The 23,658-nt window shown below is 39.7% G+C and carries 23 protein-coding genes; 10 read left to right on the top strand and 13 right to left on the bottom strand.

The window, feature by feature from the left end:
• The first annotated feature begins 26 nt into the window (after window positions 1-26).
• The gene (locus tag EHQ62_RS15330) at window positions 27-1,616 is read left to right on the top strand and encodes a peptide chain release factor 3 (RefSeq protein WP_135644456.1); all 1,590 of its coding nucleotides are present in this window, start codon (window positions 27-29) and stop codon (window positions 1,614-1,616) included.
• Here EHQ62_RS15330 and EHQ62_RS15325 read toward each other — a convergent pair whose 3' ends face one another.
• Genes EHQ62_RS15325 through EHQ62_RS15310 form a run of 4 tightly spaced genes read right to left on the bottom strand, consistent with a single transcriptional unit; the run spans window position 1,617 to window position 7,487 of the window.
• Complete coding sequence (locus EHQ62_RS15325) at window positions 1,617-3,545, bottom strand: PP2C family protein-serine/threonine phosphatase (protein WP_135644454.1); 1,929 nt, start codon at window positions 3,543-3,545, stop codon at window positions 1,617-1,619.
• A 1-nt stretch (window position 3,546) separates the two neighbouring features.
• A complete protein-coding gene (locus EHQ62_RS15320) occupies window positions 3,547-4,473 on the bottom strand; it encodes an LBF_2017 N-terminal domain-containing protein (RefSeq protein WP_135644452.1) in 927 nt (308 codons plus the stop codon).
• Window positions 4,470-5,360 (bottom strand): FecR family protein, encoded by an 891-nt coding sequence (locus EHQ62_RS15315; protein ID WP_135644450.1) that lies wholly within the window; start codon window positions 5,358-5,360, stop codon window positions 4,470-4,472. The genes EHQ62_RS15320 and EHQ62_RS15315 overlap by 4 nt, the downstream gene beginning before the upstream one ends.
• A gap of 24 nt (window positions 5,361-5,384) precedes the next feature.
• Window positions 5,385-7,487, bottom strand: a complete 2,103-nt coding sequence (locus EHQ62_RS15310) for a (Fe-S)-binding protein (RefSeq protein ID WP_135644448.1) — start codon at window positions 7,485-7,487, stop codon at window positions 5,385-5,387.
• Between the two features lie 122 nt (window positions 7,488-7,609).
• On the opposite strand from EHQ62_RS15310, the gene mqnC reads away from it, so the two are divergent.
• Both mqnC and EHQ62_RS15300 read left to right on the top strand, forming a co-directional pair.
• Window positions 7,610-8,713, top strand: a complete 1,104-nt coding sequence (gene mqnC / locus EHQ62_RS15305; RefSeq protein WP_135644446.1) for a cyclic dehypoxanthinyl futalosine synthase — start codon at window positions 7,610-7,612, stop codon at window positions 8,711-8,713.
• A 73-nt stretch (window positions 8,714-8,786) separates the two neighbouring features.
• Window positions 8,787-9,395 carry a hypothetical protein gene (locus EHQ62_RS15300; protein ID WP_135644444.1) on the top strand — a complete coding sequence of 203 codons (609 nt, stop codon included), beginning with the start codon at window positions 8,787-8,789 and terminating at the stop codon, window positions 9,393-9,395.
• A 132-nt stretch (window positions 9,396-9,527) separates the two neighbouring features.
• Here EHQ62_RS15300 and EHQ62_RS15295 read toward each other — a convergent pair whose 3' ends face one another.
• The 3 genes from EHQ62_RS15295 to EHQ62_RS15285 are packed head-to-tail and all read right to left on the bottom strand — an operon-like array spanning window position 9,528 to window position 12,274.
• The gene (locus EHQ62_RS15295; RefSeq protein WP_135644442.1) at window positions 9,528-10,721 is read right to left on the bottom strand and encodes a GGDEF domain-containing protein; all 1,194 of its coding nucleotides are present in this window, start codon (window positions 10,719-10,721) and stop codon (window positions 9,528-9,530) included.
• A 58-nt stretch (window positions 10,722-10,779) separates the two neighbouring features.
• Complete coding sequence (locus EHQ62_RS15290) at window positions 10,780-11,595, bottom strand: GerMN domain-containing protein (RefSeq protein WP_135644440.1); 816 nt, start codon at window positions 11,593-11,595, stop codon at window positions 10,780-10,782.
• Window positions 11,596-11,629: 34 nt separating this feature from the next.
• Window positions 11,630-12,274, bottom strand: a complete 645-nt coding sequence (locus EHQ62_RS15285; RefSeq protein WP_244241804.1) for an HAD family hydrolase — start codon at window positions 12,272-12,274, stop codon at window positions 11,630-11,632.
• A gap of 82 nt (window positions 12,275-12,356) precedes the next feature.
• Between EHQ62_RS15285 and EHQ62_RS15280 the strand changes: the two genes are divergently transcribed.
• The 3 genes from EHQ62_RS15280 to EHQ62_RS15270 are packed head-to-tail and all read left to right on the top strand — an operon-like array spanning window position 12,357 to window position 15,234.
• Entirely contained in the window at window positions 12,357-13,565 is a 1,209-nt protein-coding gene (locus EHQ62_RS15280; RefSeq protein ID WP_135644436.1) for a KamA family radical SAM protein, read from the top strand.
• The gene (locus EHQ62_RS15275; RefSeq protein WP_135644434.1) at window positions 13,562-14,551 is read left to right on the top strand and encodes a D-alanine--D-alanine ligase family protein; all 990 of its coding nucleotides are present in this window, start codon (window positions 13,562-13,564) and stop codon (window positions 14,549-14,551) included. Before EHQ62_RS15280 ends, EHQ62_RS15275 begins: the two co-directional genes overlap by 4 nt.
• A complete protein-coding gene (locus tag EHQ62_RS15270; RefSeq protein ID WP_135644432.1) occupies window positions 14,548-15,234 on the top strand; it encodes an iron-containing redox enzyme family protein in 687 nt (228 codons plus the stop codon). Before EHQ62_RS15275 ends, EHQ62_RS15270 begins: the two co-directional genes overlap by 4 nt.
• Here EHQ62_RS15270 and EHQ62_RS15265 read toward each other — a convergent pair.
• Genes EHQ62_RS15265 through bfr form a run of 4 tightly spaced genes read right to left on the bottom strand, consistent with a single transcriptional unit; the run spans window position 15,215 to window position 18,328 of the window.
• A complete protein-coding gene (locus EHQ62_RS15265; protein WP_135644430.1) occupies window positions 15,215-15,571 on the bottom strand; it encodes a DCC1-like thiol-disulfide oxidoreductase family protein in 357 nt (118 codons plus the stop codon). The two genes, EHQ62_RS15270 and EHQ62_RS15265, sit on opposite strands and share 20 nt — an antisense overlap.
• On the bottom strand, window positions 15,568-16,725 hold the full coding sequence (locus EHQ62_RS15260) for an acetylglutamate kinase (RefSeq protein ID WP_135644428.1): 1,158 nt from the start codon (window positions 16,723-16,725) through the stop codon (window positions 15,568-15,570). The genes EHQ62_RS15265 and EHQ62_RS15260 overlap by 4 nt, the downstream gene beginning before the upstream one ends.
• Window positions 16,722-17,825, bottom strand: coding sequence for a THUMP domain-containing class I SAM-dependent RNA methyltransferase (locus EHQ62_RS15255; RefSeq protein WP_425269547.1), 1,104 nt, complete (start codon window positions 17,823-17,825; stop codon window positions 16,722-16,724). Before EHQ62_RS15255 ends, EHQ62_RS15260 begins: the two co-directional genes overlap by 4 nt.
• Before the next feature lie 26 nt (window positions 17,826-17,851).
• A complete protein-coding gene (bfr, locus tag EHQ62_RS15250) occupies window positions 17,852-18,328 on the bottom strand; it encodes a bacterioferritin (RefSeq protein WP_135644424.1) in 477 nt (158 codons plus the stop codon).
• A 79-nt stretch (window positions 18,329-18,407) separates the two neighbouring features.
• Between bfr and EHQ62_RS15245 the strand changes: the two genes are divergently transcribed.
• Genes EHQ62_RS15245 through EHQ62_RS15230 form a run of 4 tightly spaced genes read left to right on the top strand, consistent with a single transcriptional unit; the run spans window position 18,408 to window position 22,365 of the window.
• Window positions 18,408-19,508, top strand: coding sequence for a thiolase family protein (locus EHQ62_RS15245; RefSeq protein WP_135644422.1), 1,101 nt, complete (start codon window positions 18,408-18,410; stop codon window positions 19,506-19,508).
• Complete coding sequence (gene waaF, locus EHQ62_RS15240) at window positions 19,508-20,566, top strand: lipopolysaccharide heptosyltransferase II (RefSeq protein WP_135644420.1); 1,059 nt, start codon at window positions 19,508-19,510, stop codon at window positions 20,564-20,566. The genes EHQ62_RS15245 and waaF overlap by 1 nt, the downstream gene beginning before the upstream one ends.
• Window positions 20,566-21,885: an aminopeptidase P N-terminal domain-containing protein gene (locus tag EHQ62_RS15235; RefSeq protein ID WP_135644418.1), complete on the top strand. Its 1,320-nt coding sequence runs from the start codon at window positions 20,566-20,568 to the stop codon at window positions 21,883-21,885. The genes waaF and EHQ62_RS15235 overlap by 1 nt, the downstream gene beginning before the upstream one ends.
• A gap of 18 nt (window positions 21,886-21,903) precedes the next feature.
• On the top strand, window positions 21,904-22,365 hold the full coding sequence (locus EHQ62_RS15230) for a MarR family winged helix-turn-helix transcriptional regulator (RefSeq protein ID WP_015678164.1): 462 nt from the start codon (window positions 21,904-21,906) through the stop codon (window positions 22,363-22,365).
• A 4-nt stretch (window positions 22,366-22,369) separates the two neighbouring features.
• On the opposite strand, the gene EHQ62_RS15225 is transcribed toward EHQ62_RS15230, so the two are convergent.
• Window positions 22,370-23,128 carry an enoyl-CoA hydratase/isomerase family protein gene (locus EHQ62_RS15225; protein ID WP_135644416.1) on the bottom strand — a complete coding sequence of 253 codons (759 nt, stop codon included), beginning with the start codon at window positions 23,126-23,128 and terminating at the stop codon, window positions 22,370-22,372.
• 68 nt (window positions 23,129-23,196) lie between these two features.
• A partial coding sequence (locus EHQ62_RS15220) for a M20/M25/M40 family metallo-hydrolase (RefSeq protein ID WP_135644414.1) occupies window positions 23,197-23,658 on the bottom strand: 462 nt, incomplete at its 5' end.

Genomic DNA, 23,658 nt, shown 5'->3' with positions numbered 1-23,658 from the left:
AATTTGGCTAAGATGGAATTGTTATTATGTCCCCTGATACCATAGAAAAAGAAGTCAATCGCCGAAAAACGTTTGCGATCATTGCCCATCCCGATGCGGGGAAAACGACGCTCACAGAAAAACTCCTCTTGTACGGGGGTGCGATCCAACTGGCGGGGGCAGTGAAGGCAAAAAAAGAGGGAAAATCGGCAACTTCTGACTGGATGGCTATGGAAAAGGAAAGGGGAATCTCCATCACTTCCGCTGCTTTACAGTTTGAATACAAAAATAACATCCTAAATCTTCTTGATACACCAGGCCACGAAGACTTTTCCGAGGATACCTACCGAACGCTTATGGCAGCCGATACTGCGGTCATGGTTTTGGATGCTGGAAAAGGAGTGGAACCGCAAACAATCAAATTGTTCCGAGTTTGTCGGGACCGAGGCATTCCCATCATCACCTTTATCAACAAGATGGACCGTCCAACAAAGGACCTCTATGCACTCCTCGACGAAATTGAAAAGGTGCTCGGCATCAAGGCTGTTCCGGATGTATGGCCACTCGGTACAGGTTTTGATTTCAAAGGGGTGTATGATTTGCGAGACGAACAATTGTATTTGTTTGACCGCACCCCAGGTGGGAAACAAAAAGCTGGGTTTCGAGTGGCAGGTCCAGGTGACAAAAGCCTCGACGAACAATTTGATGAAGAAATTGTAAAGGCATTCCGAGAACAAATCGATTTGGTGCAAAATGGAATTGGGGGAGTAGACAAAAATTCATTTTTACTTGGAAAGGAAACACCAGTTTACTTTGGTTCGGCGGTGAACAACTTTGGAATTGAACTTTTTTTAAATAAATTTTTAGAACTCGCACCAGGCCCTGACCATATCCCTCTTCGGGATGGAAATTATTTAGATCCAGTGAATGCACCATTTAGTGCTTTTGTATTTAAAGTGCAGGCTAACATGAATAAGGCGCACCGAGATCGGATTGCTTTTTTAAGGATCTGTTCGGGAGTTTTTGAAAGAGGGCTCAACGTAAATCATAACCGATTGGACAAACCAGTAAAGTTGTCCTCTAGTTTTGCCTTTTTTGGACAAGACCGAAACACGGTCGATTTAGCATTCCCAGGTGATATCATTGGTCTTGTAAACCCTGGAACATTTAAAATTGGTGATGTGCTTTCAACAGGGAATACACCTCCACTTCGACCCCTTCCTAGTTTTGCCCCGGAGTTATTTGCTACCATTTCTTGTAAGGACACACTGCAATTGAAGTCCTTTAAAAAAGGATTGGACCAACTGGCAGAAGAAGGGATTTTACACCTCTTCACTTCAAGAACGATTGGTGGGGGTGTTCCCATCATTGGTGCGATGGGAAAACTCCAGTTTGAAGTGTTCCAACGCCGCCTAAAAGATGAATACGGTGCTGAAACCTCGATCCATATTTTACCTTACGGAATTTCTCGTTGGGTAAAAAAGGAAGATCGTACAAAGATTCCATCGAATGCAAATTTGGTAGAGGATTTGTTTGGGAATATGGCATTGTTATTTGATACGGAATGGGATATGAATTATTTTCAAAAAAATAACGAAGGCATTGAATTATTAGAGAATCCACCTTTAGAAGATTGATTAGATGATATCGATGCCAATCCATGTGATGTCATCGAGTAAGTCTTTTCCTTCGGAAAAGGAGCGAATTTTAAAATCTAACTCTTGTTTGACTAAGGAAATATGATTGTTTTTCATATTGTCAAAAAAAGACAAAAGTTCTGTATCCCATATTTTTTCTTTTTTCGCATTTTCTACATCTTTTAAACCATCGGTAAACAAATGAAACCGATCTCCTGTTTGGATGGGAAATTGTAATACTTTTGGTTTAAATTTTGGTAACATACCAAACATAGGGTTTAATTTTTCATAACAATTTCTTTCCGTTTCTGAGTAATGTACCATACCAGGGTGTCCTGCGTTGCCATAGGAAACAATATTCTCATTCAAATCAAATAGTAAAAAAAGAAAGGGAACAAATGCATATGGGTCAGGGAAATGAGAAGTGATCCCTTCATTCATTTTCAGTAATATCATTTCGGGATTTGTTTCTGTCCGAGTGATTTGATGGAAAAGTACTTTTAATACTGTCATCATCATCGCAGCCTTCACTCCATGACCGATGACATCGCCAATCGCAAAAATAAAACGATTATTGCCTAAGTTTAAATAATCATAATAATCACCTCCCACTTGGATCAAAGGTCGATACAAAATTTCATAATCAAATCTAGGGAATAATTGGATTTGGTTGGGTAAGTATTTTTTTTGAAGGTCCTTGGCGTAATCCATTTCCCTTTCAAATTCTAAATGTTTTTTGGTTACGTTTTGTATTAAAAGTAAGGCTCCACTCGCAAATTTATTTTTTTCTCCAAAGTACCAAATTTGATAAACGATTTCTAATAAAAGAATCTCCCCTGTTACCGTCATCACTTCGAATTCATCTTTTTTTATATTTTGGCCATTGGGCTTGGAATGATTTTCTGTTTTGGATTGGTTTTTGATTTCATTCAGAAACAAAGTCACTTCTTTTTTTAGCCAAGTTTTTAATGGTTCTTGGTATAAATATACGTCTGTTAATCTCAAAGTTTGTTCAATGTTGGGATTCTCTAAAAGCACTTCTCCCAAAGAATCGTATAAAATGGCCGCATATGGGAATTCATTGAGAATTAATGTTAATTTTTGTTTTGATTCAATTTCTCGTAGAGAGATTACAATTGAAATTATAAATGTAAGCGTAAGTATCCCAACAAGTGTTGTTAAATTTGCTTGTAATGAATCCAAAATGGGTTGGAGCACTAAATGGATCGGACTCACGACAAAAAGGTGAATGGGCATACCATAAAGAGGAATTCCCACAAGAAAATAACCTAGTTCCTCTTTTTCCACTTGTTTAAGAGTTGGAACATTGGAATTTGTTTGTAACGAAGGTCTCACCAATTCTTTCCATTCGTTTGATACAAGGAATTGGTCTTCTATAAATCCTGAAATTCCATAATCGCCAGCTTGGTTGAGTAAAAATAATCCTTCGTTCGGATCACTAAAAGAAGAAAGGAGAAGGGCATCTTCCAGGAATGCACTGGTATGCAAACGAAAACCGCTGCCTTTGGACTCTAAAAAATAAGAATTCAGAATTCCCTTTCTTTCGCATTGGAGGATTTGGTAGGAAAATTGATTTTCTAAAATGAAATTCGGGCAAAGGGACTTGAGTTCCGAGAGGGAGCGCAGAGAGAAAGAGTTAGAATTTCCTTCGGAAAAATCTTTTTCCAATGTTTCTCTGATTTGGTTTTCAATGTCAATGGCCAATAATTGGATTCGGATGAGTTGGAATCTTTGGTTCCAATCCAATGCATCTTTATACTCCCTGTAAATCATCCTGCCAACGATCAAACTGTAAGGTAAGATAAGAAAAAGAAAGAGAGAAAAGAATAACTTTAAAAATGATTTGGACCTTACAACAAAAAGAAAATTAGAGAGTAAAAACTGAATTTTCTCCAAAGAAGATGCCATACTATGGGACTTTGGACGTTCTTTTAAAATCAATGGTTTTCGGAATCTCTTCGTTACCCAATCGGTCAATGGCACTCACTTCCAACCGAAAATTTCCTGGGCAAATTGAATAGAGCTCTTTGTTTGATTCCTCATTCCAAATCAAATATTCAGAAAGACTCCCTCCATCACAAACATAACGATAACGGATGGAACCAATTCCAGAACCTAAATCCTTGGATTGGATGACCAAACGATTGTTTGGTGATACAAAATTGGTTTGTTTTGTCGAAAAAGGTGGGTTTTGAAACGAAAGTTTTGATTCGGGTGGCGTTTGGTCCACTTTAAACTCCCAAATTTGCATTCCATCGGAAACACCCAATTCATTTGTCACTTTATATTCTAAGCGGTAATTCCCATCCTTTGGAAAATCCATATGAGGCGACTGCGTGGTTTGCCAAATGCCACCATTCACTCGGTAACGAACCTTAAACTGTTTGGTGATGGTGGTGGGAACGATGGTGATTTGTTTAGAAGTTAAAAATAATTCCGAATTACCATCTTTGGTTTGGATGGGAACAAGGACATCTGTTTTCACAGGGACCTTTGCGACAGCTGTTTCCCGGGCTTTTGGTTTTTTTCCAAAGGAATTGACTTCATACAACTCGGTCCAATAACCTCGCACCTTTCGTTTTGCGACTGCGCGAATGCGAAAGTATTCATACCCATCCGGGATAAATAAATTGATTGGTCCAGGATTTGATAAAACTCGGAACGGAATTTCCGAATCCATTTGGTCAGATTTCCAGAGTTCTAATTCATACTGGATGATGTCCTCCCGATCGGGAACCAATGTAAATTGGATTTGTTTAGAGATTAAAGAATTGGAAAAACCAAAGCTAAAGCACAAAAGACAAACGATTTTGAGTTTGCATAACCTAACATTCATTTGTTTTCAGGGATAGGAGGGTTAGGAACGGCGAAGGGTTTTAGAGGGGCTTTTCCTTTTTCCACATAAGTAGCGAAACCGGCGTTTACTTGTACGGTGACTTTTTCAGCAGTTACAGAAACAGCACCATCGTAACAACTAAGAGTTGTATTCCCACTGCCATCCACTTCTGTGAGAAAGTCAGTACCTTTGACAACAGACTCAGCTGATTCTGTTTTGAGTAAAAACATCTTCTGGTTTGGTGCTTTTGATTTTGGGATCAGGGAGCGAATTCTCCCTTGTCTTAAAAATAGTTCATCTGGTTCCGTTTCTGTTTTGCCACGTTCCATTATGACATGGCTATTTTCTGTAATTTCGAATCGTGACCCTGAAAGGAATAAGAACTGTGCTTCTGAATCTTTGAGAGTTCTCACTTCGTCTTTTGCGTACAGTCCTTCTCCGTTTGTTGCTTTCGCCCAATCATTTTGTTTTTGTGAGATTTTTAATACTTCTGTCACACCAGAAAATCGTTGTAAGTCGGCGAGTGGTTTCTTCCCTAAACTTTTTGGGATCCATAATTTCATTCCAGGAATGATCAGGTTGGGATTGTCAATTTGATTGGATTTGAGGAGTTCCTTCCATTTTCTTGGATCGTCTAAGTAGGTTTTGGAAATGATGCTTAAGGTTTGGCCTTTTTCCACAATGATGGTGATCCCATCACCTTCTGGAGGTAGGATGTTTTTTTTCGATTCAGGGTAAATCGCTGTAAGTTGGAAAGAAAAAATCAGAAGAAAACAAGTTTTAAAATGGAAAGTATGAATTTGATTCAAAACAAAAAAGGTGGAAGGAACCCTCCACCTTTCTGTTAGAAACCGAGTCAACGTTTTGAGGTAGATTTGAAAATTCATAGTATCCTCAAAACGTTCGTTTTGTTAGTCGATATTTTCGGCTACAAGTTCCGCGATGTCTTTTACTTTTACGGAATCAATTTTTTCCGCAGCTTTGACACCATCTGTGATCATCGTGATACAGAATGGACAAGCAGTAGCGATGGTTGTAGCACCTGTATCAAGGAGTTGTCCTGTACGTTTGCTATTCACTCGCATACTTTCAGGATTGGATTCATCCACGTGTTCTTCCATCCAGTACTGCGCACCACCTGCACCACAACAAAGTCCTTTGGAGTGATGGTCTACCGCTTCCTCAATCTTTCCACCGGAAACCTTTTTCACAACATCACGAGGGTTATCGTAATTATTGTTATAACGACCAATGTAACAAGAGTCATGGTAAGTATACTTCCCAGTGTTTGCATCATCAGCCACTTTTACATCAATTTTCCCTTCTTTGGAAAGTTGGTTGATGTATTCCGAGTGGTGGATGACTTCGAAGTTACCACCAAATTGTGGGTATTCGTTTTTGATTGTGTTGTAACAGTGTGGGCAAGCAGTTACGATTTTTTTAATTCCATAACCGTTGATTGTGTCCACGTTGGTTTGTGCTAACGTTTGGTAGAGGTACTCGTTACCACCACGTCTTGCAGAATCTCCTGAACATCCTTCTTCTGTTCCAAGGATACCAAAGTTGACATCTGCTTTTTGCATGATTTTCACAAAGTCACGAGAGATCTTTTTGTTCCTTTCGTCAAAAGCCCCCGCACATCCTACCCAGTAGAGTACATCTACGTTTTTATCTTCTGCTTCTGAAAGGACTTTTACGTTTAAGCCTTCTGCCCAATCTGCTCTTGTGTGCGCACCAACACCCCATGGATTGGAATTGTTTTCCATGTTTGTGAATGCTTTTTGGAGTTCAGGGCTCATTTTAGATTCTGCTAATACTAGGTGGCGACGCATTTCAATGATGGCATTCACTTGGTTGTTTCCAACAGGGCAAGCTTCTACACACGCATAACAAGTTGTACATCCCCAGAGTGCTTCTTCACTTAGGCCTTCGTGTGAATTGATGACACCAGTTTCAAGAGCTGCCACAGCTTCTGCTGCTTCTTCTGGAGTTTTGCCAGCACGAGCTGCTGCCACTTCAGGCATTTTCTCTAACATTTGGTGTTTGAGTTCTACGATGATTGCTTTAGGATTTAAAACTTTACCAGTTCGGTTTGCTGGGCATTCCACTTGGCAGCGACCACATTCGATACAAGACATGCCATCGAGAAGATTCGGCCAAGGGAAATCTTCCACACGGTTTGATCCCCAAACTGCATTTTCATCATCCAAATTCAGTTTCGAAAGTTGGCCTTTTGGAGTGTCTGTTGCTAGGAAGTAGTTGAACGGAGCAAAGATTAAGTGGGCATGTTTGGATGTAGGAACATACAACATAAAAGAGAATACCGTGATGATGTGGCCCCACCACATGATTTGGAACACGACATCTGCTGAAGAGTTTGCCACTCCCACAGATTCCCAAAGTTTTCCAATCGCACCGTCAATGAATCCTGCATGAGTGTAATAGGTTGCTGCCACTGTTTTGGCACCATTGCCAAGTAAGGTTGTGACCATAAGAGTCGCAATCATACTGATCACAATGGCAGATGCTGGAGAATGAACATCCAATCCTTTTGCTTTTTTGATCCAACGTCTCCAAGCAAAAAACCCAAGACCAGTTAATACTAAAATGGAAACATAGTTTACTGTTTGTTCATAGAGGTGGTTTGCTGATTCGCCGAATAAAAAATTTGGCAATGCAAATTGGTAAGGGTCTTCCATGGCATAACCAAAGACACCGGCGATCATTTGGCTTGTTGTATGGATTGTATACACGATAAATCCATAAAAAACAAACGCGTGCATGATCCCACGTACTGGTTCACGGAAGTTTTTCTTTTGTAAGATTACGTTTATAAAAAAACTTTTTAAACGAAATCCGATGTTCAGGTTCTTTTTTGCATCTTCGTTAAAGAATGCAGGACGACCATTGAAGATCAATCCGAGCCTGTAAAGGATAGCGCGGACAAACACTACGTTTGCCACGACGAAAAAAGCTGTGAATAATAGGTGAAAGAGAATTCTTCCGATATCCATTTATATTTATGCCCTTAAGGTGTTTGGTATTTCCTAGGATTTCTATAGAAAAATCAATGTCCAGGAAAATTCGGTTTTTACAGGGATCTATCAGAAGATTTCCTGTCCAAGTAGGTAGAGATATGAACGTAACCTCCTTTTCCCTGAACCCAAATGACCCTGCTGATGTCGTCCTACTCAAAGCCGTGGAAGGCAAACGGATCTCTCCAAACGAAGCCCTCATTCTCTACAAAGAAGGTGATTTTCTAAAAATCCAGATGGTGGCCCGATTCTTACGGGAAAAGGTAAGGCCCCATACAGAGGCAAGTTACACCATGTTTCGGGTCGTGAATTACACAAACTACTGCAATGTAGAGTGCAATTTCTGTTCCTTTATGGATGAAATCGGGAATGGCAAAGGGTACGTACTCTCAAAGGAAGACATCTTACAAAAGATGGACTATGCCATGGAAGAAGGCGCCGACCAAATGTTTTTGCAAGGTGGGGTCTACCCAGAACTTCCCTTCGACTACTATCTCGATGTGATCAGAACGATCAAAACAAAATACCCCCAAATGCATATCCGAGCCTTTTCCCCTGTGGAAGTGATCAATTTGGAATCCATCACGGGAAAACCCCTGAGAGAAGTATTACTCATTTTAAAAGAGGCAGGTCTTGATTCTGTGCCAGGGGCTGGGGCAGAAATTCTTACGGAAAGGATGCGCCAAATCATCTCTCCCAAAAAAGCCTCTGTGGCTGAATGGGTGCGTGCAATGGAAACTTGCCATGAAGTGGGTTTGAAAGGATCCGCCAATATTGTGTTCGGATCGGAAGAAACGGAAGAAGAGGTCATTGAACACTTACAAGTGGTCAGGGACTTACAAGACAGAACCGGTGGATTTTTATCCTTTATCCCTTGGACCTTCCAACCGCAAACCAAACGATTCAAAGTGAGACCTGTCCCAACGCATGAATACTTGAAGGTTCTTGGAATTTGCCGTATTTTTTTAGATAACATCCAACACATCGAAACATCCGTGATGGTACTTGGGAAAGGGGTTGGGCAACTGGCTCTTTATTCGGGAGCTGATGATATCTCTTCTGTTGTGATTGAAGAAAATGTTCTGCGTTCGTTTGGTTTGAAAACGGAAAAAGAGGCAAGAAAATTTCTTTTGGAAGGTGGCTTTCGTCCTGTTAGGCGTAACCTCAATTACGAAGAAGTAAGATCCAATCTCGAAATGGCTTAATTCTCGTTTTTTTTACATTCCAAATTTCGATATCAGTAGACAAAAGAGCAAATTGGGGCAATCATTTGCACTTATGAAACTTTTGAATGTGGCTTATCTATTAGGTTTCCTTGTATTTTCTCAGTGCATCAGTTTTGCCAAATACAACTTACCAGAAACGAAACTTCCAGAAAACGCTTATGCTGAGAAAAAGATAATTTTACTCACTTATTCCCAAGCCGCGACAGTTGGGGACAGAGAGCGAAAAGTAGCAGATGAATCGAGTCGGAAACAATCAGAAGATCGTTTCCTTCGAGCCCTGCAAGTCCATCCCAGGGTTCTCTCTGTCGTAACCGATCCTCAGGCGAAGTATGATCTGAAGCTAGATATCAAATTGGAATCCCAAGTGAGTTTATATTCGAGTGCATTGGGAATGATTCTCACAGGAATTTCCTATCTTACCTTAACGGCACTTCCCATGGATGTAGAACAGGATAGCACGATTACCTTTCAGTTTGCAAATGAAAAGAGCAAAACGCAAATCAGTTTGGTCAGAGAAGTACATTTCAGAACTTGGATAGGGATTTTGACCATCCCACTGATGCCTTTTTATGGTTTGAATGGAACCACAGAAAAAACATTTGTCGATGTTTCCCATTCAGCTCTGAACGAAGCCTTAGAAAAACAACCCAAACTGTTTTAATCACTTAAAAAATAAGATGGGGGAGTTCTCCCCATCTCGTAAGTTTTACACCTTATCCGTAATGGACATAAACTGAGAATCAGTCTCATCTACTAACCTGAATCCAAACCTAGAATCCGTCGATCATTTTTTTTACATTTCAAGTAAGGTGATCCGGTTCCTTCCTTCGTTTTTTGAAGTGTAGAGTGCCGTGTCGATTTTATGATAAAGTTCATCAAAACTTGGGTTGTCTTCTGGATGGAACAAAGTCCCTCCAATGGATACAGTGAGCGTGAGCGATTCGTTGGGAGCATTGTAAATTGGGATTTGTAATGCCTCCATTTTTTCCCGAATGGATTCCGTAAGTGTCTGAAATCCAATTTTATCAATGGGAGAAACTAACAAACAAAATTCATCCCCTCCGATCCTTGCCGCTATGTCTGTGATCCTTGTCCTTGATTTTAATGTTTTGGCAAAGGCTTGGATGGCTAAGTCACCTTGTTTGTGTCCATAACGGTCGTTAATCATTTTTAGCCTGTCTAAATCCAAAATGACAAGGCCAATCAAAAAACCTTCTCTGTGGGCTCTTTTTTTGTATAAATCAAATTGTTCTAGGAGGTGCCTTCTGTTGAAAAGCTCTGTCATGGAATCAACACGGGATAAATCTTCGATTTTTTGGTTGATGCGAAGGAGTTTACCAACTGTTATGTGAAGTTTTTCTTTGACACGGTATTCTTCGAAACGCCAGTAATTGATTAGAAAGTTTGCAACAATTCCAAATGCCAATAAGAAGGTGACGATGAGTACATCTTGATAAAAAAAATAACGATCAAAACCTTGGATTCGAGAATAATTTAAATGAAGTGGAATGAAAAAAGCCGTATAAATCAAAGATAAAACACAAATCCGGATTGGTTCTAACCAAAGTAAGATGGAAGCCGCAGCAATCACAATGGCGGATCCGAAAAGGTAATAGGCATGGTTTGGATTATCAAAAACCATCATTGGAATGTATAAAATCACAAGTCCAACCAAAACAAGACTTGTGATGTTTTGAATGTACTGTTTGTATTGTTTGATCCCACGTTTTGCAAGTAAGTACACCATAAAACAAATGGCAAGAGAGGAAATCCGAAAGAAAGCGATCCAAAAACTAGCTTCTTTTGTCCTAACAAGTGAATCTACAAACAGTAAGGAAATGATGGAGGTGATTGCTGTCATCACACTGAAAATTTGTAACGAAGAAGCGATATCGTCTAGGTTATTGGTGATAAAACTTGGGTGGTAGGATCGTAAAAATAATTTACGTAAAACAAACCCATATCGTTTGAAAGTATACCTACGCATTTCGGAAACCAGGATTTAGACTAACATAGGCCCTTGGGAAGTAAACCATTTCGTGAGTTTAAAATAAGATCACTTTTCTCTGTGACTTGGCGAGGACATCCGGCAAAGACAATCCATCACTGCCGAGAGAACGAATCCGTTCCCCGTTACTGTATAGTACAACTCCTTGGATTCCAAAGTTACCAACATAGGTAAAGGTGATTTGGTCCAACCGATCTTTTAAGATTTCAATGCTCCCTCCATAATTCAGATCTTCTGATACGGAGAGGTGTAAGATTCCATTTTCCAATCGGTAGTTTGGTTCCAATCGGACTTTCTTTGTGAGGGCAGAAAGAACCCCTTTGGTTTTTTCTTCAGAGTTTGGGCCTTTTGTCAATTCTTGGAATAAAAAGAGGATGGGGTCGCCACCTGGAAATTCGCGTGTGAGTTTGACAAGTTGGGACTGGCTATTTTTTCCCGTACCATAAAATTTCAAAAAGTAAACAGGTAGGTATCCAGGCTCAGCACTGATCCGTTTGCCCGCACCAGGGAACCTGTCTTCCGGCAGAGTGATTTCTGGGATGGCATCATCGATGATTTTTTTTGCAGGAGTTTTCGTGGGACTTGTTGGGTAACTATGATTGAAGACTTCTTCTTCCCAACTTAAGTCATCTTCAAACCCATCGGTTTGGAACGGGTCTGTTGGCTCTGCAAATTTTGGGAGGGATGTTTGTTTGCCAAGGTTTCGAAACCCTTGTTTGGGAAATAAATTTCCCGCCGCCTTTGGGTCAAAACCCATCGACTTTTCAATGAGGACTAGTACAAAGAAAATCCCACCAAGGAAATACCGTAATGATTTCCATTTGTCCTCTTGGATTTGGGGAAGTACCGCCACACTATTACTGTCGGAATGGGGAGGAATTTTGGATTTAAAAAAAATCTTTTAAGGAAGTTAAATCTTCGAATTTCCAATCAAAGTTTGGAATCTCTCCTGGCACACCATGGCCATAGGTACAAAATCCAAACGGACATCCATTCTGTCTTGCCGCTTCCCAATCACTGAATCTGTCCCCAATCATGGCAATGGAGTTTGGTTCCAAATTGTACTTTCGGACATACTCCGCAAGGATTTCACCTTTTGTGTGGATGGTCTCTTGGTTGATGACTACAATCGGCTCAAAGTATTGTAATACACCTGCCGTATCCAGTACCGTCTCGATGTATGGTTTCCTTCCATTGGAGGCACAGGTGATGGTGTATCCTTTTTCTTTCAGGTAATGGATGGTAGAACCAACCCCTGCATAAAAATCACCACCGCCACTGCGTATGGAATCACAGAGTAAATCTAAAACCCGAGATGAAATGGTATCCCTTTCCGGTTCCGGTAAGGTTGGGAGAAGGTTTGCAAAAATGGTACGCACTGGTTTCCCAATTTCATTCATAATCTGATCATGTGTTGGTAAAGACGTGATTTTTCCTGTTTTCTGGGCAAACTCTTCGATTGCCTGCACATACGTCTTAAAGATTATGGATTCTGAGGAAAATAAGGTCCCGTCGACATCGAAGGCGACCATGCGGATTTCCCCCAAGCGGTTTTCTTGCATTACCACCAGAAAAGAATTTGGTGGTCTGTTGGCAAGTAAGGAATAAAATCTTATGCTCGTGCAAAACAGTTTATCAGAAGTTCTTCGTGCCAGAGAAGAATTGTTTTCCAAGACAAATTGGACCGATCCCACTTCACAGTTGCAAAACCGTGTGAAAGGGGAAGACCTATCTTGTTATTTTTTACTAACCGAATCTGAGAAACTGGGAATCCAAAACACAATCCGACTCCTTGTTTCCACAACTCCTTATTACCTTTCCCTTTCAGATCCAAGTGATCCGAATTGTCCGATCCGAAGGATGATTGTTCCGACAGCTGATGAAGTTATATTTTCCGAAGAAGAAAGTCCTGACCCACTGGAAGAAGAGCGACTAAGTCCTGTTCGGGGGCTCACTCATATGTATCCAAACCGCGTATTACTGTTTTCAAACCATTCTTGCAGTGTGTATTGCCGGCATTGTATGCGTGGGAGAAAAGTATCATCAAATGAGGAAAGGATGGAGAAGTCAGATCTGGAAAATGCTTTCGATTACATTCGTAACCATCCCGAAGTAGACGATGTGGTGATTAGCGGTGGAGATCCTTTGAATTTGGCTGACTCTCGCCTTGCGTGGATCCTAAAAGAACTAAATGAAATTCCGAATGTAAAAATTTGTCGATTGGGGACAAGAAATCCTGTCACCCTTCCGTTTCGCATAACAGACGAAATTTGCAAAATCATTGAACAATATAACGATGACAATTTATCCATCTTTTGTCATACCCAATTCAATCATCCCAAAGAATGTACAAAAGAAACAAAACAAGCTATTTTAAAGTTATTAAAAGTGGGTGTTTCTGTTGGGAACCAGGCAGTCCTACTGAAAGGGATTAACGATGATGAAGAGACTATGCTCACCCTTCATAAAAAATTACTCGAGATGAGGGTACGAGCATATTATCTTTATGACCCAGAACTCATTCCAGGATCACGGGGCTTTCGGACACCACTTGCTCGTGGTATCGAAATTGTTGAATACATGCGTGGTAAAATTGGGGGTATGGGGATTCCGCATTTTGTCAATGACCTACCGGGTGGTGGAGGGAAAATCACCATCGGCGCCAATTGGTACCTGGGTTATCATCCAAAAACGAGGCAACATGCTTTCCGTTCTGCTGTTACGAAAAAAATCCATTTTTCCTTTGAACCAGTGGGATCAAACAGGGAATCTTACTATCCAGTGATTTCGGATTTAGAATGGGAGAAATTCCAAACCCAATGAAAACAGTTCTCCTTGCTTGTGACATTTACAACCCCAAAACTCCAAAATTATCCCAGGAGTGGGAATCCGAAGAAACCATTTCAATGATGGAAAAAACCATAAAGGATTTGGGTTATGATGTAGTGAGTTTAAATGATGCAACAGAAATCACTTCGGCACTGGCAGGGATTCCCAAAACGAAACGTGGTGACTGGATTGTTTGGAATTTGATTGAAGGTTATTCTTCTTATTCAAGAGAGGCATACATACCAGCGTTATGCGAATATTTAGCAATCCCTCACACAGGGAGTGATGCTTCTGTCCAAACACTCACATTGAACAAACAAAAAACCAAATTATTTTTACAATCCTTTGGAATTTGTACTCCTGATTCCCAGTTGCTAACTGAAATGGAAACAAAACCTTATTTGCCTTTTCCCATTTTTATCAAACCCAATGGAGAAGGCTCAAGTCTCGGAATCTCAGAGGAGAACCACCTCCGATCGATTGAGGAATGGAATGTTCAGATACCCAAACGACTTTTGGAGTATTCAGAAATACTTGCGGAACCTTACCTCAGCGGTCGGGAACTCACAGTTGCCGTGATTGGAAATTTTGGATCTTACCAAGTTTTGCCCATTGCTTATGTGGACACTCCGAGTGGAATTTACCATGAAGGGATCAAATCCAAATCAGAATTCTTAGAAACTTTGGATTTTGGAGTGGATCCATCGTTATCGGAACCACTCAAAAAAACCTCTCTTGCAGTAGCGAAATACCTTCGTTCGTCCGGATACATTCGAATCGATTATAAATTAGAAAACAAAATTCCATACCTTATGGAAGTGAATGCAACTCCAGGTTTTTCTCCGATTTATTCCACCTTGCCTTTGTTATGGGAAAAAACTGGGAAAACTTATTCTGAATTACTGAAAACTTGTTTGGAACTAGGTTTCGAGGAATATAAAAACCACAAACGTTTCCAATATGGAAAGGACCAATTATGAATGATTTCATAGAACATTTAAAATCAGAAGTAGAATCTCACCCTGTTTTAACCTCTAAATGGCTTCTAGATCGAAAAGAAAGATTACGATTTGAAGACTTGGTCTTATGGCTTAGCCAAGAATACTTTGTATCCATCGGATTTGTGGATTGGTTTTTACTTGTTGCTGCCAAAACTCGGAACCAAAAAGCCAAGATCGTACTTGTCGAAAATATCTGGGAAGAATTAGGTGAGGGAAAAATTGATGATACTCATGTATCAATTCTCACCGAATTTCTAAACCAACTAAAATTTGATTTTTCTACCCACGAGATCCTTCCAGAAACGAAGACGTATTTAGAGAAAATGAAATCTGTGATCGACTTAGGATTTTATTATGGACTAGGTGCACTCGGTCCCGCAAACGAATACCTATTAAAATTAGAATATTCTCAAATAGCCAATGCTTACCAAAAATTAAAACTGGAATACAATTTACCAGAGGGAAAATTTTTCCAAGTGAATTTGGACGCAGACGAAGGGCATAGCAAACGAATGTTTGATCTCATCGCTGAAGTTTCGGATACAGACCAATCGAGACACCAAGTCATGGAAGGGAATCGTTTGGCTTTAGAGGCGAGAAAGGATTTTTATTTGGGACTTTCTCGTTTGGATGAATTCAATCTTAAGAAAGCTGTATTCTAATTTTTTTTAATACATACATTACAAACATTCCTAAAAAAGGAATGGGAGGTAAATAAAGAATCCATACAAAATATCGAATGTACTTTACATTCCAAAGTAAAATACGTACCGCAAAAAATCCTGGGTAACGGTTTCCTTCTTGGATCCATTGCACTTCACCTTGGCACCTATCTATCGTCAGTTGGTTGTGGATATTCCTTAATTCCGTTTCGGAAACAGTATGGAAAGAAAGGATTTCAATCGGCTTTACTGAATTTTTTTGTATTCTTTCTGCCAAACCAGCGCAGAAACCGCAGTTTCCATCATAAATTAATAGATTTTTTTGGGTTTGGTTCACGGTTTTTTGGATTCAAAATCTTCAGGTTGGGATTGGAGAAGGGAGACGATACCTGGGATCAGGGGGCGGTCCACACCTAACCAATAGTAGTACCACGACTCGTCTTTTTCGATGCCTTGTGCAATGGACATATACCATTTATTGATCGTATTGTCTGGTTTACTGCGCCAAAAGAGTGGGTTACAATGTTCTAAAATTTGGTCCCAAATATCACGTCCAACACCAGCCCCTCTGGCGACACCATTGACAGCAAATTTGGATAGTAGGTACCCAAATTCTGTTTTTTGCATCCAAGCACAAGCACGGTAGGATTCTTCCAAAAACAAAACATCAAACTTTGTATCGAAGAAACTTTGTTTTAGTTTTTTCCCGAATGATTCTTCAATCAAACGAAATAATTTCTCCATATCCACACCTTCAGTGGAAGTAAACTTATGAATTCGATTCTTACGTTTGACTAGGGTTCCACTTCCTTTCACGGTGAACAACTCAGTTAAAAGTGTGAAAGGGGAAGTGAGAACAATGCTAAATTTCGGATCTTCAATTTTGGATACTAGGGCTTCTGAAAGTTGGACAAATTCCTTTTGGCTATCCGTAATGGACATGTCACTTGGGATGGAAAAATGATTTTCCATTTGCAAAATTGATTTTACTTTCCCTGAGTTCGGATCTTTTAGAGGTCCATCAATGGAAACATAAATGATCTTAGATGAATTGAGAATGGAACGACAACGGTCAAGCACTGATTCTAATTTTTCAGTTTCATCATTCCATAATAAAATTGGAATTTTTTTCTTGGTGATTGTCGATTTAACAGTTTCCAGTAATGGTTTTTCCCTTGGAATGATTTCGTAAGAGAAACCAAGGGACCTATCGTCAGATGGGTTTGGGTTTAGTTGTTCAAGTGGAAAAAAAACTTTTAGGTATTGGAAACTATCTTCTTCCAAAACAACAAAGGGAAATAAATCCAATTGGTAGAGAAGTTTCAAATCCGAAAATAAAGCTTCTGAACTTTCAAAAATGGTCTCCGAATCAGCATAAAGAATGGCAAAGGATTCTGGGGAAAGCGATTGGAATTCTTTTAAGAAAAGAAGTCCATCTCTTGGGTCTCTTGTGATTTCAAATACACGACTTAAAATGTCCTTCGATTTCATTTACCCGCTCTAAGTTCGTAGTCCACTATTTTTGCTTTGAGGTTTGCGTGTTTTAAGCTTATGTGTTTATTTTCTTTTAAACCAAATTTTCCCAGTAAAGAAAAATCTGCACATAACACAGTGAATTTCCAGCCACCAAATTCGTTTTTTAAAACCTTCCCAAATTGAAAGTACATTTCCCGTAAATCGTCCATGGGTTTACCAATCCGATCTCCATAAGGAGGGTTTGTCACTAGATGGCCTTTGGAACCAAATGTATTTTTAAGTTCCAAACAATTTCCAACTTCAAACTTAATAAAATCTTCCACACCTGCTTCGTATGCATTTTCTTTGGCGATACGAATTGCCTCAGGATCAATATCAAAACCAAACAAATGTGGTGGTGTTAGATTTTCTTTTTTACGTTCAGAAAAAACATAGGTAGGAAATAAGGTTTGGAAAACTGGTGATTCTGCAAAAAGGAATCGATTGATTTCACCAAACAAACGTTCCCTGAGAGCTGCCTCAATGAGGACAGTACCTGATCCGCACATTGGATCCACAAGTGTTTCCCCTTCCTTCCAATCAGACATCTCAAGCATAGCTTGCGCTATTGGTTCCCGTACAGGAGCATTCCCAGCATGGAGTCTGTAACCTCGCCTTCCTACCGCATCACCAGATAATGATAATTCAATGCTAAAACGATCCGTATGAGACCTTACAACGATTGTGATGTCAGCCATTCTTTTTTCAATTTCAGGCAAAGGGACTTTTTTACTTCGCAATCGATCTAAGATGGCATCCTTCATCCGATGCATGGTAAATTCAGAATTTTTTAGTTTGTCTTTTGTTTCTGCATCAATGCGAAAACTCACATTAGGACCAATGTACTTTTCCCAAGGTAGGTCTGTAGCTTTTGTATAAAACTCATCATAATTGAGAGCATTGTCATGTAGGAGTTGTAAGTTCACACGGGACGCAAATTTTGTTTGGATGGCGAATTGGATCACATCCTCTTTTTTCCCTGAGAAAAAAACACCACCACGGTTTGTGTTGTGAATTTTTAAATGGAAGGATTCGATCTCTTTTTCCAAAAGCGGAGAAAGTCCTTCTCCGCATATGGCATGATAGGTGGGGTGAGTAGGTTTTATTCCGAATCTCCTATTTTTTGAGCCAAGTAGTTTTGTAAACCGATGGACTCGATGAGAGACTGTTGTGTTTCAATCCAATCAATGTGTTCTTCTTCTGAAACAAGGATTTTTTCCAATAATTCGCGGGTACCATTGTCTTTTGATGCCACACAGATATCGATACCACGGTTCAATCGGTCAACAGCATTGTATTCTAATTGTAAATCGTGTTGGAACATTTCAGGAACTGTTTGGCCTACATTGATTTTCATATACTTTTGTAAATCAGGGATTCCATCAAAGTACAAGATACGTTCCATAATTTCATCTGCATGTTTCATCTCTTCGATGGACTCTTTTCTGAGATAGTCAGCAAGTTCCAAATATCCCCAATTTTTACAGAGTTTGGCATGAATGAAATACTGATTGATGGCTGTGAGTTCTGCGGAGAGAACTTCCGCTAGGATGTCGATTACTTCTTTTTTTCCCTTCATATGGGTACCCTTCAAAATCTCGGTTCAAATGGAAAGATAATTGGTTTTCATAGAATAGGCAAGCGGAAACTATATTCGAATGAAGAAAGTTTACATTCACAATACTTCCATGAGTGTATTTGGTAAACACAAAGGTTCCCAACTCGATTTGTCTTATGCCACCGCAAAACAATCTGTACATGAGTTTCAATCTCACAAAATTCAATTCATTATCTATGCAAGTTTTTCTCCCGATTCATACACAAAGGAATACCACCTTTCTGCAAAGATCGCAGCCAAATTAGGATTAAAAGATGTGTACTCCATTCGTATGGAAACAGCTTCTTCCTCAGGTGCATCTGCTTTTCAATTGGGAGTGAATTTGATTCTCAGTGGAAGGTATGATCATGGCCTTGTGATTGCGACTGAACTCATGTCTCAATTGAACCGAGAAGAAAGCAATTTATTGTTAGGTTCTGTCCTTTCCGATTCACAACGAAAATTAGGAATGTCGATGGCCCAAGGGGGTGCTATGATCACAAATCGGTATCTCTATGATTATGGTTACAAAGAAGAAGACTTATTTGCCATTGCTAAAAAACTCCATGACAATGGATTAAAAAACCCCAAGGCACATATTAAAAAAAATCTAACTTGGGAAGAATACAAAACCCAACCAAAAATTGCAAGTCCACTCGGTCTCTATGACATTTCTCCGCTTTCGGATGGTTCTTGTGCCCTGATCCTTTCCAAGGATCCAAGTACAGTGGCTGTTCGTGGGATGGGATCGGGACTTTCTCCATTCTTAGTGTCAGCAGAGCCAAGTTTTTTAGCGAATCGAATTGCGTTTGCAAAAGCCTATGAAGAGGCAGGTGTTGGACCAAATGACATCCATTTTGCGGAATTACATGATGCATTCACACCGTTTGAGCTCGTAGGAGCCGAAGATGCTGGTTTTTTCAAACGAGGGGAGGCACTTTTCCAGGTGAAAGCTGGTCTTACCCATCCCAAAGGGAAACTGCCAATCAATGCCTCAGGTGGCCTAAAATCGAGGGGCCATCCTGTCGGAGCCTCAGGACTTGCTCAAATAGTGGAACTTTGTCGCTTCTTTTCTGAATGGCCTGAAAAGCGATTGGCAATAGCACAAAGTATAGGTGGACTAGCTACAAACAACTTTGTTTCGATACTAGAAAGAGTCTGATGCCAGAAAAAATACTCATCATCCAAACTGCGTTCCTTGGGGATTTGGTTTTATCCACTTCCTTTTTTCATGCCGTCAAAATGGAACACAAAGAAAGTGAAATCCATGTGGTTGTGAACCTGGGAACTGAATCTGTCTTGGACAATAATCCTGATATAACAAAGATTTGGTGTTTGGATAAAAAGAAAATCAAAAAGAATCCTTTTGCTTTTTTCCAATTCATTCAAAAATTGAGAATGGAAAAATTTGATAAGGTATATTCTCCTCATTTTTCTTATAGGACAAGCCTCATTTCTTTTTTCACTCGGGCAAAAATTCGCATTGGTTACAAGGAATCTGGTTTTTCGTTCCTACATACAAAATTAGTACCAAGGCCAAAACTAGGCCCACATGAAGTCGAAAAATTATTTGCCTTACTCTTTGAACCCTATGATTTCCCCATGGGTCGCGAAAGAAGGCCTTATCTATTTCCAACGAACGAAGAAGAAACTAGTTTCGAATCAAAAAAATCAAAACTATTAAAAAATGAATCCGGTTACATTTTGATTGCTCCTTCTTCCTTATGGGAAACCAAACGAATGCCAGAAGAAAAGTTTGTGAGTGTCATCACACAAATTTTGCGAAAACGTGAAGAAACGGTAATTCTCATCGGAAGTAAGGCTGACACTTCCATCCAAAACCATATCTTTCGGCTCATGAAAACAGAACCACTCGAACTAAAAGAAAGGGAACGATTGTTATCTCTCGTGGGACAAACCAGTTTAAAAGAGCTGATGGTATGGATCCAAAATGCAAAAGCCATTATCTCCAATGACTCAAGTCCCATCCACTTTGCATCTGCATTCAATACACCTACCGTTATGGTGTATGGCGCCACTATCCCTGCATTCGGTTATGGAAGTTTATCTGAAAGGCATCGGATTTTAGAAGTGAATGGGCTAGGTTGCCGCCCTTGCGGGATCCACGGGGGAAGGGTTTGCCCAGAGGGGCATTTTCGTTGTATGTTGGATCAAAATCCAGTTCGAATTTTTGAAGCACTTGAGGATGTCATGAAATGATGAAACAACCTTCGTTAAAAACAAAAGAGTATGATGCTGGAACCTTTCGAAAACGGATTCAAAAAATCCAAAAAAAACTAAGTAAGGGTGAAATCCTAATTTTATTTGCTGCCAGTCATAAGATCCGCAACCGAGATGTAGAATATAAGTTTAGGCAAAATTCTGATTTTTATTACCTAACAGGGATTACAGAAGAAGATTCGATATTGATCCTTACATCCGATACGGCAGGGATGTTTTGTTTACCAAAAGACAAAGAAAAAGAAATTTGGACTGGCATTCGATTAGGAAAAGAGAAAATCAAATCTATGTTAGGTTTAGATTTTAGTTATGATTTAACTGAGTGGGACAAACAAAAATCAGTAATTTTACTTGGGAATCATACTTTATATTATTTTTTTGGTGAAAATCCGGACAGAGACCGTGAACTACTCACCGAATGCAAAACACTTTCGGAAAGGGCAAGGGAAGGTAAGTTTGGACCACACCGCATCGAATACCCTTACTTTTTACATGAAGAAAGGTTAATAAAATCAAAGGATGAAATTCAAATTCTAAAGAATGCTTCTGAAATCACAAAGTTTGGGCACATGCGGATCATGCGCGAAAGTAAACCAGGGATGTACGAATATGAATTGGAAGCTTTGCTTGAACAAGAGTATTTGAAATATGGTTCCATCGGTGGAGGTTATGGGCATATCGTTGCATCAGGCAAAAATGCTTGTATTCTACATTATGTAAATAACGACGACCAACTGTTAGATGGTGACCTAGTGCTTGTGGATTCAGGAGCAGAGTGGAACTATTATACTGCGGATGTCACACGTGTATTTCCTGTAGGCAAACGTTTCACGGAAGCACAAAAAACAGTTTATGAGGTGGTGTTGTATGCGCAAAAAAATGCAATCCGCCATTCGGTTGCAGGTATTCCTTTTAACGAAGTACATGAAAAAACGGTGCGTTTCCTTGCTGATTGTTTAAGAGAAATGGGCTTTTTAAAAGGAAATCTTGACGAAATTTTAGAAAAGGAAACCTATAAAAGGTATTATATGCATCGGACAGGCCATTACCTAGGGATGGACGTTCATGATGTAGGCAGGTACTATTTGGAAGGAAAGTCAAGGCCACTTAAGGATGGCCAAGTGGTGACAGTGGAACCAGGTCTCTATTTTGATCCTACGGATGATTCCATTCCGAATGAATTCCGAGGCATTGGAATCCGCATTGAAGATGACATCCTCATCCATGGGAAAAACCCAATCAATTTAACAGAATCCATACCCAAAGAAATTTCAGATATTGAAGCATTAAAGGCATAGGGCTAAACGTTTAAGTTTATGGCAAGAGAACTCCCTAGAAGGTTTCGGTCGGTTCGGTATTTTGATCGGATCAGTTCTGAAATTGCTGACATCGTTCGAGATGAAATGGAAAAACTCGGATACCCAGGTCTCACAACCTCCCACTTTGAAATTTTAACATTTTTAATTCGAACTTCAAAGCCAATCAACATGACCCAAATCGCAAAAACCATAGAAAAAACAAAACCAACTTGTACGGTACTTGTGAATCGATTGGTAAAGGAGGGACTTGTCGATAGGAATCCTTCTCCGAGTGATGGAAGGGAGTGGGCAATCCTTTTATCCAAAGAAGGAAAAAAGATTCGTAAAAAAATAGTTACCATTTCGGCAAAACTGCTTTCTTTACAAACCTGGGGGATCTCAAAAGAAAACGAGGATATTTTGTATCCTATCCTCGATGAAATTTACAAACACATCCGAAACCGTAAAAGTTTCGTTTGAACGTTTATGATGTAAACACTGGCCTTCTCACTTCAACGGAAGCGGTGATGCCTTCTTTTGCATCTGGAGATTGGATGCTTGTGATGGTGTTTTTGATGTCATCCTTTACAAGGTCTAAGAGTGGTTTATGAACTTGTAAAATTCCTTTTTTTGTATCTTTCATGGCAGAGTTAGAATTTTTTTTCAACTTTGTTTGCAACGATTTGGACTTTTTCTTTAAGTCCTCTTCCGTTTCCGATATTTCTTCAAATAGGTTTGGCATCTCTTTCGCTTTAAAAGCATCACCAAGTAAAACATGCCTTTTGGCAACATCATAACCAACTGCTTCACCCATAAGGGCATACACAAAGGATGGCACTTGGATTCCTATTTTGACCTCTGGTAAACCAAATCGAATATCAGAAGTCGCATAACGGTAGTCACAAACAAGTGCAAGCATTGCCCCATACCCAAGTGCATGGCCAGAAATTTCAGCAATCGTAGGCATAGGGAGTTGGTAAAGTTCCGTTAAATTGTGGTAAAATAACTCTAAAAACGCTGCCAAATCTTGATTCATATCCATCGTACTGACTGTTGTCAGATCAAGCCCAAGGGAAAAAGAACCATTGCTGGAACTTCTCACCACAACAACTTTTGCATTGGATACTTTTGCAGATTGGATTGCATTTTTTAGGGCCAAAAACGATTCATTGGAGAAACTGTTTTTATCATTGATGGCAATTTGGATGACTCCAACTCCATCATTTAGTTCGAAACTGATCATACTTCCCTCAATTTGGTTAGATATCTAACTAATAAAACAACACTCAATCTAGGCAAGAAAATTTTTTTTTAAAATTCGGAAAGGTAGGTATGGACCACTTCTTTCATCACAGAAAGTCCAATGGGAAGGGAATCTTCGTCAAAATCAAAAAAGGAACTGTGGTGCGGGTGGACAAATCCTTTCTCTTCATTTCGGGAGCCGATAAAAAAATAACAACCTGGTCTCTCCATTAAAAACGCAGAAAAATCTTCGCCCCCCATGGTCCTTGTATTTTCTTCCGTAAGGCAATCCTCACCAAGAACGGTTTTTGCCGCCTTTCTCACGACATCCGCCATTTCTTTGTCGTTGATGGTTGGTTTATCGATTCGTTTGTATTCCAAATCAATGTTTGCTCCAAATCCTAATCCGATTTGTTCCACCAATTGTTTCATTTTTTTAGGGACCATTTCATAAACTGATTTGGAATACGTTCTCACTGTTCCATGTAAAACGGCAGTCTCCGGAATAACATTAAAGGCATTCCCTGCATG

The sequence above is a fragment of the Leptospira jelokensis genome, assembly GCF_004769635.1.
In the GTDB taxonomy this organism is placed as follows: domain Bacteria; phylum Spirochaetota; class Leptospiria; order Leptospirales; family Leptospiraceae; genus Leptospira_A; species Leptospira_A jelokensis.
The sequence above is the reverse complement of the archived record's forward strand: the minus strand, read 5'-3'. Positions and strand labels throughout refer to the sequence as shown.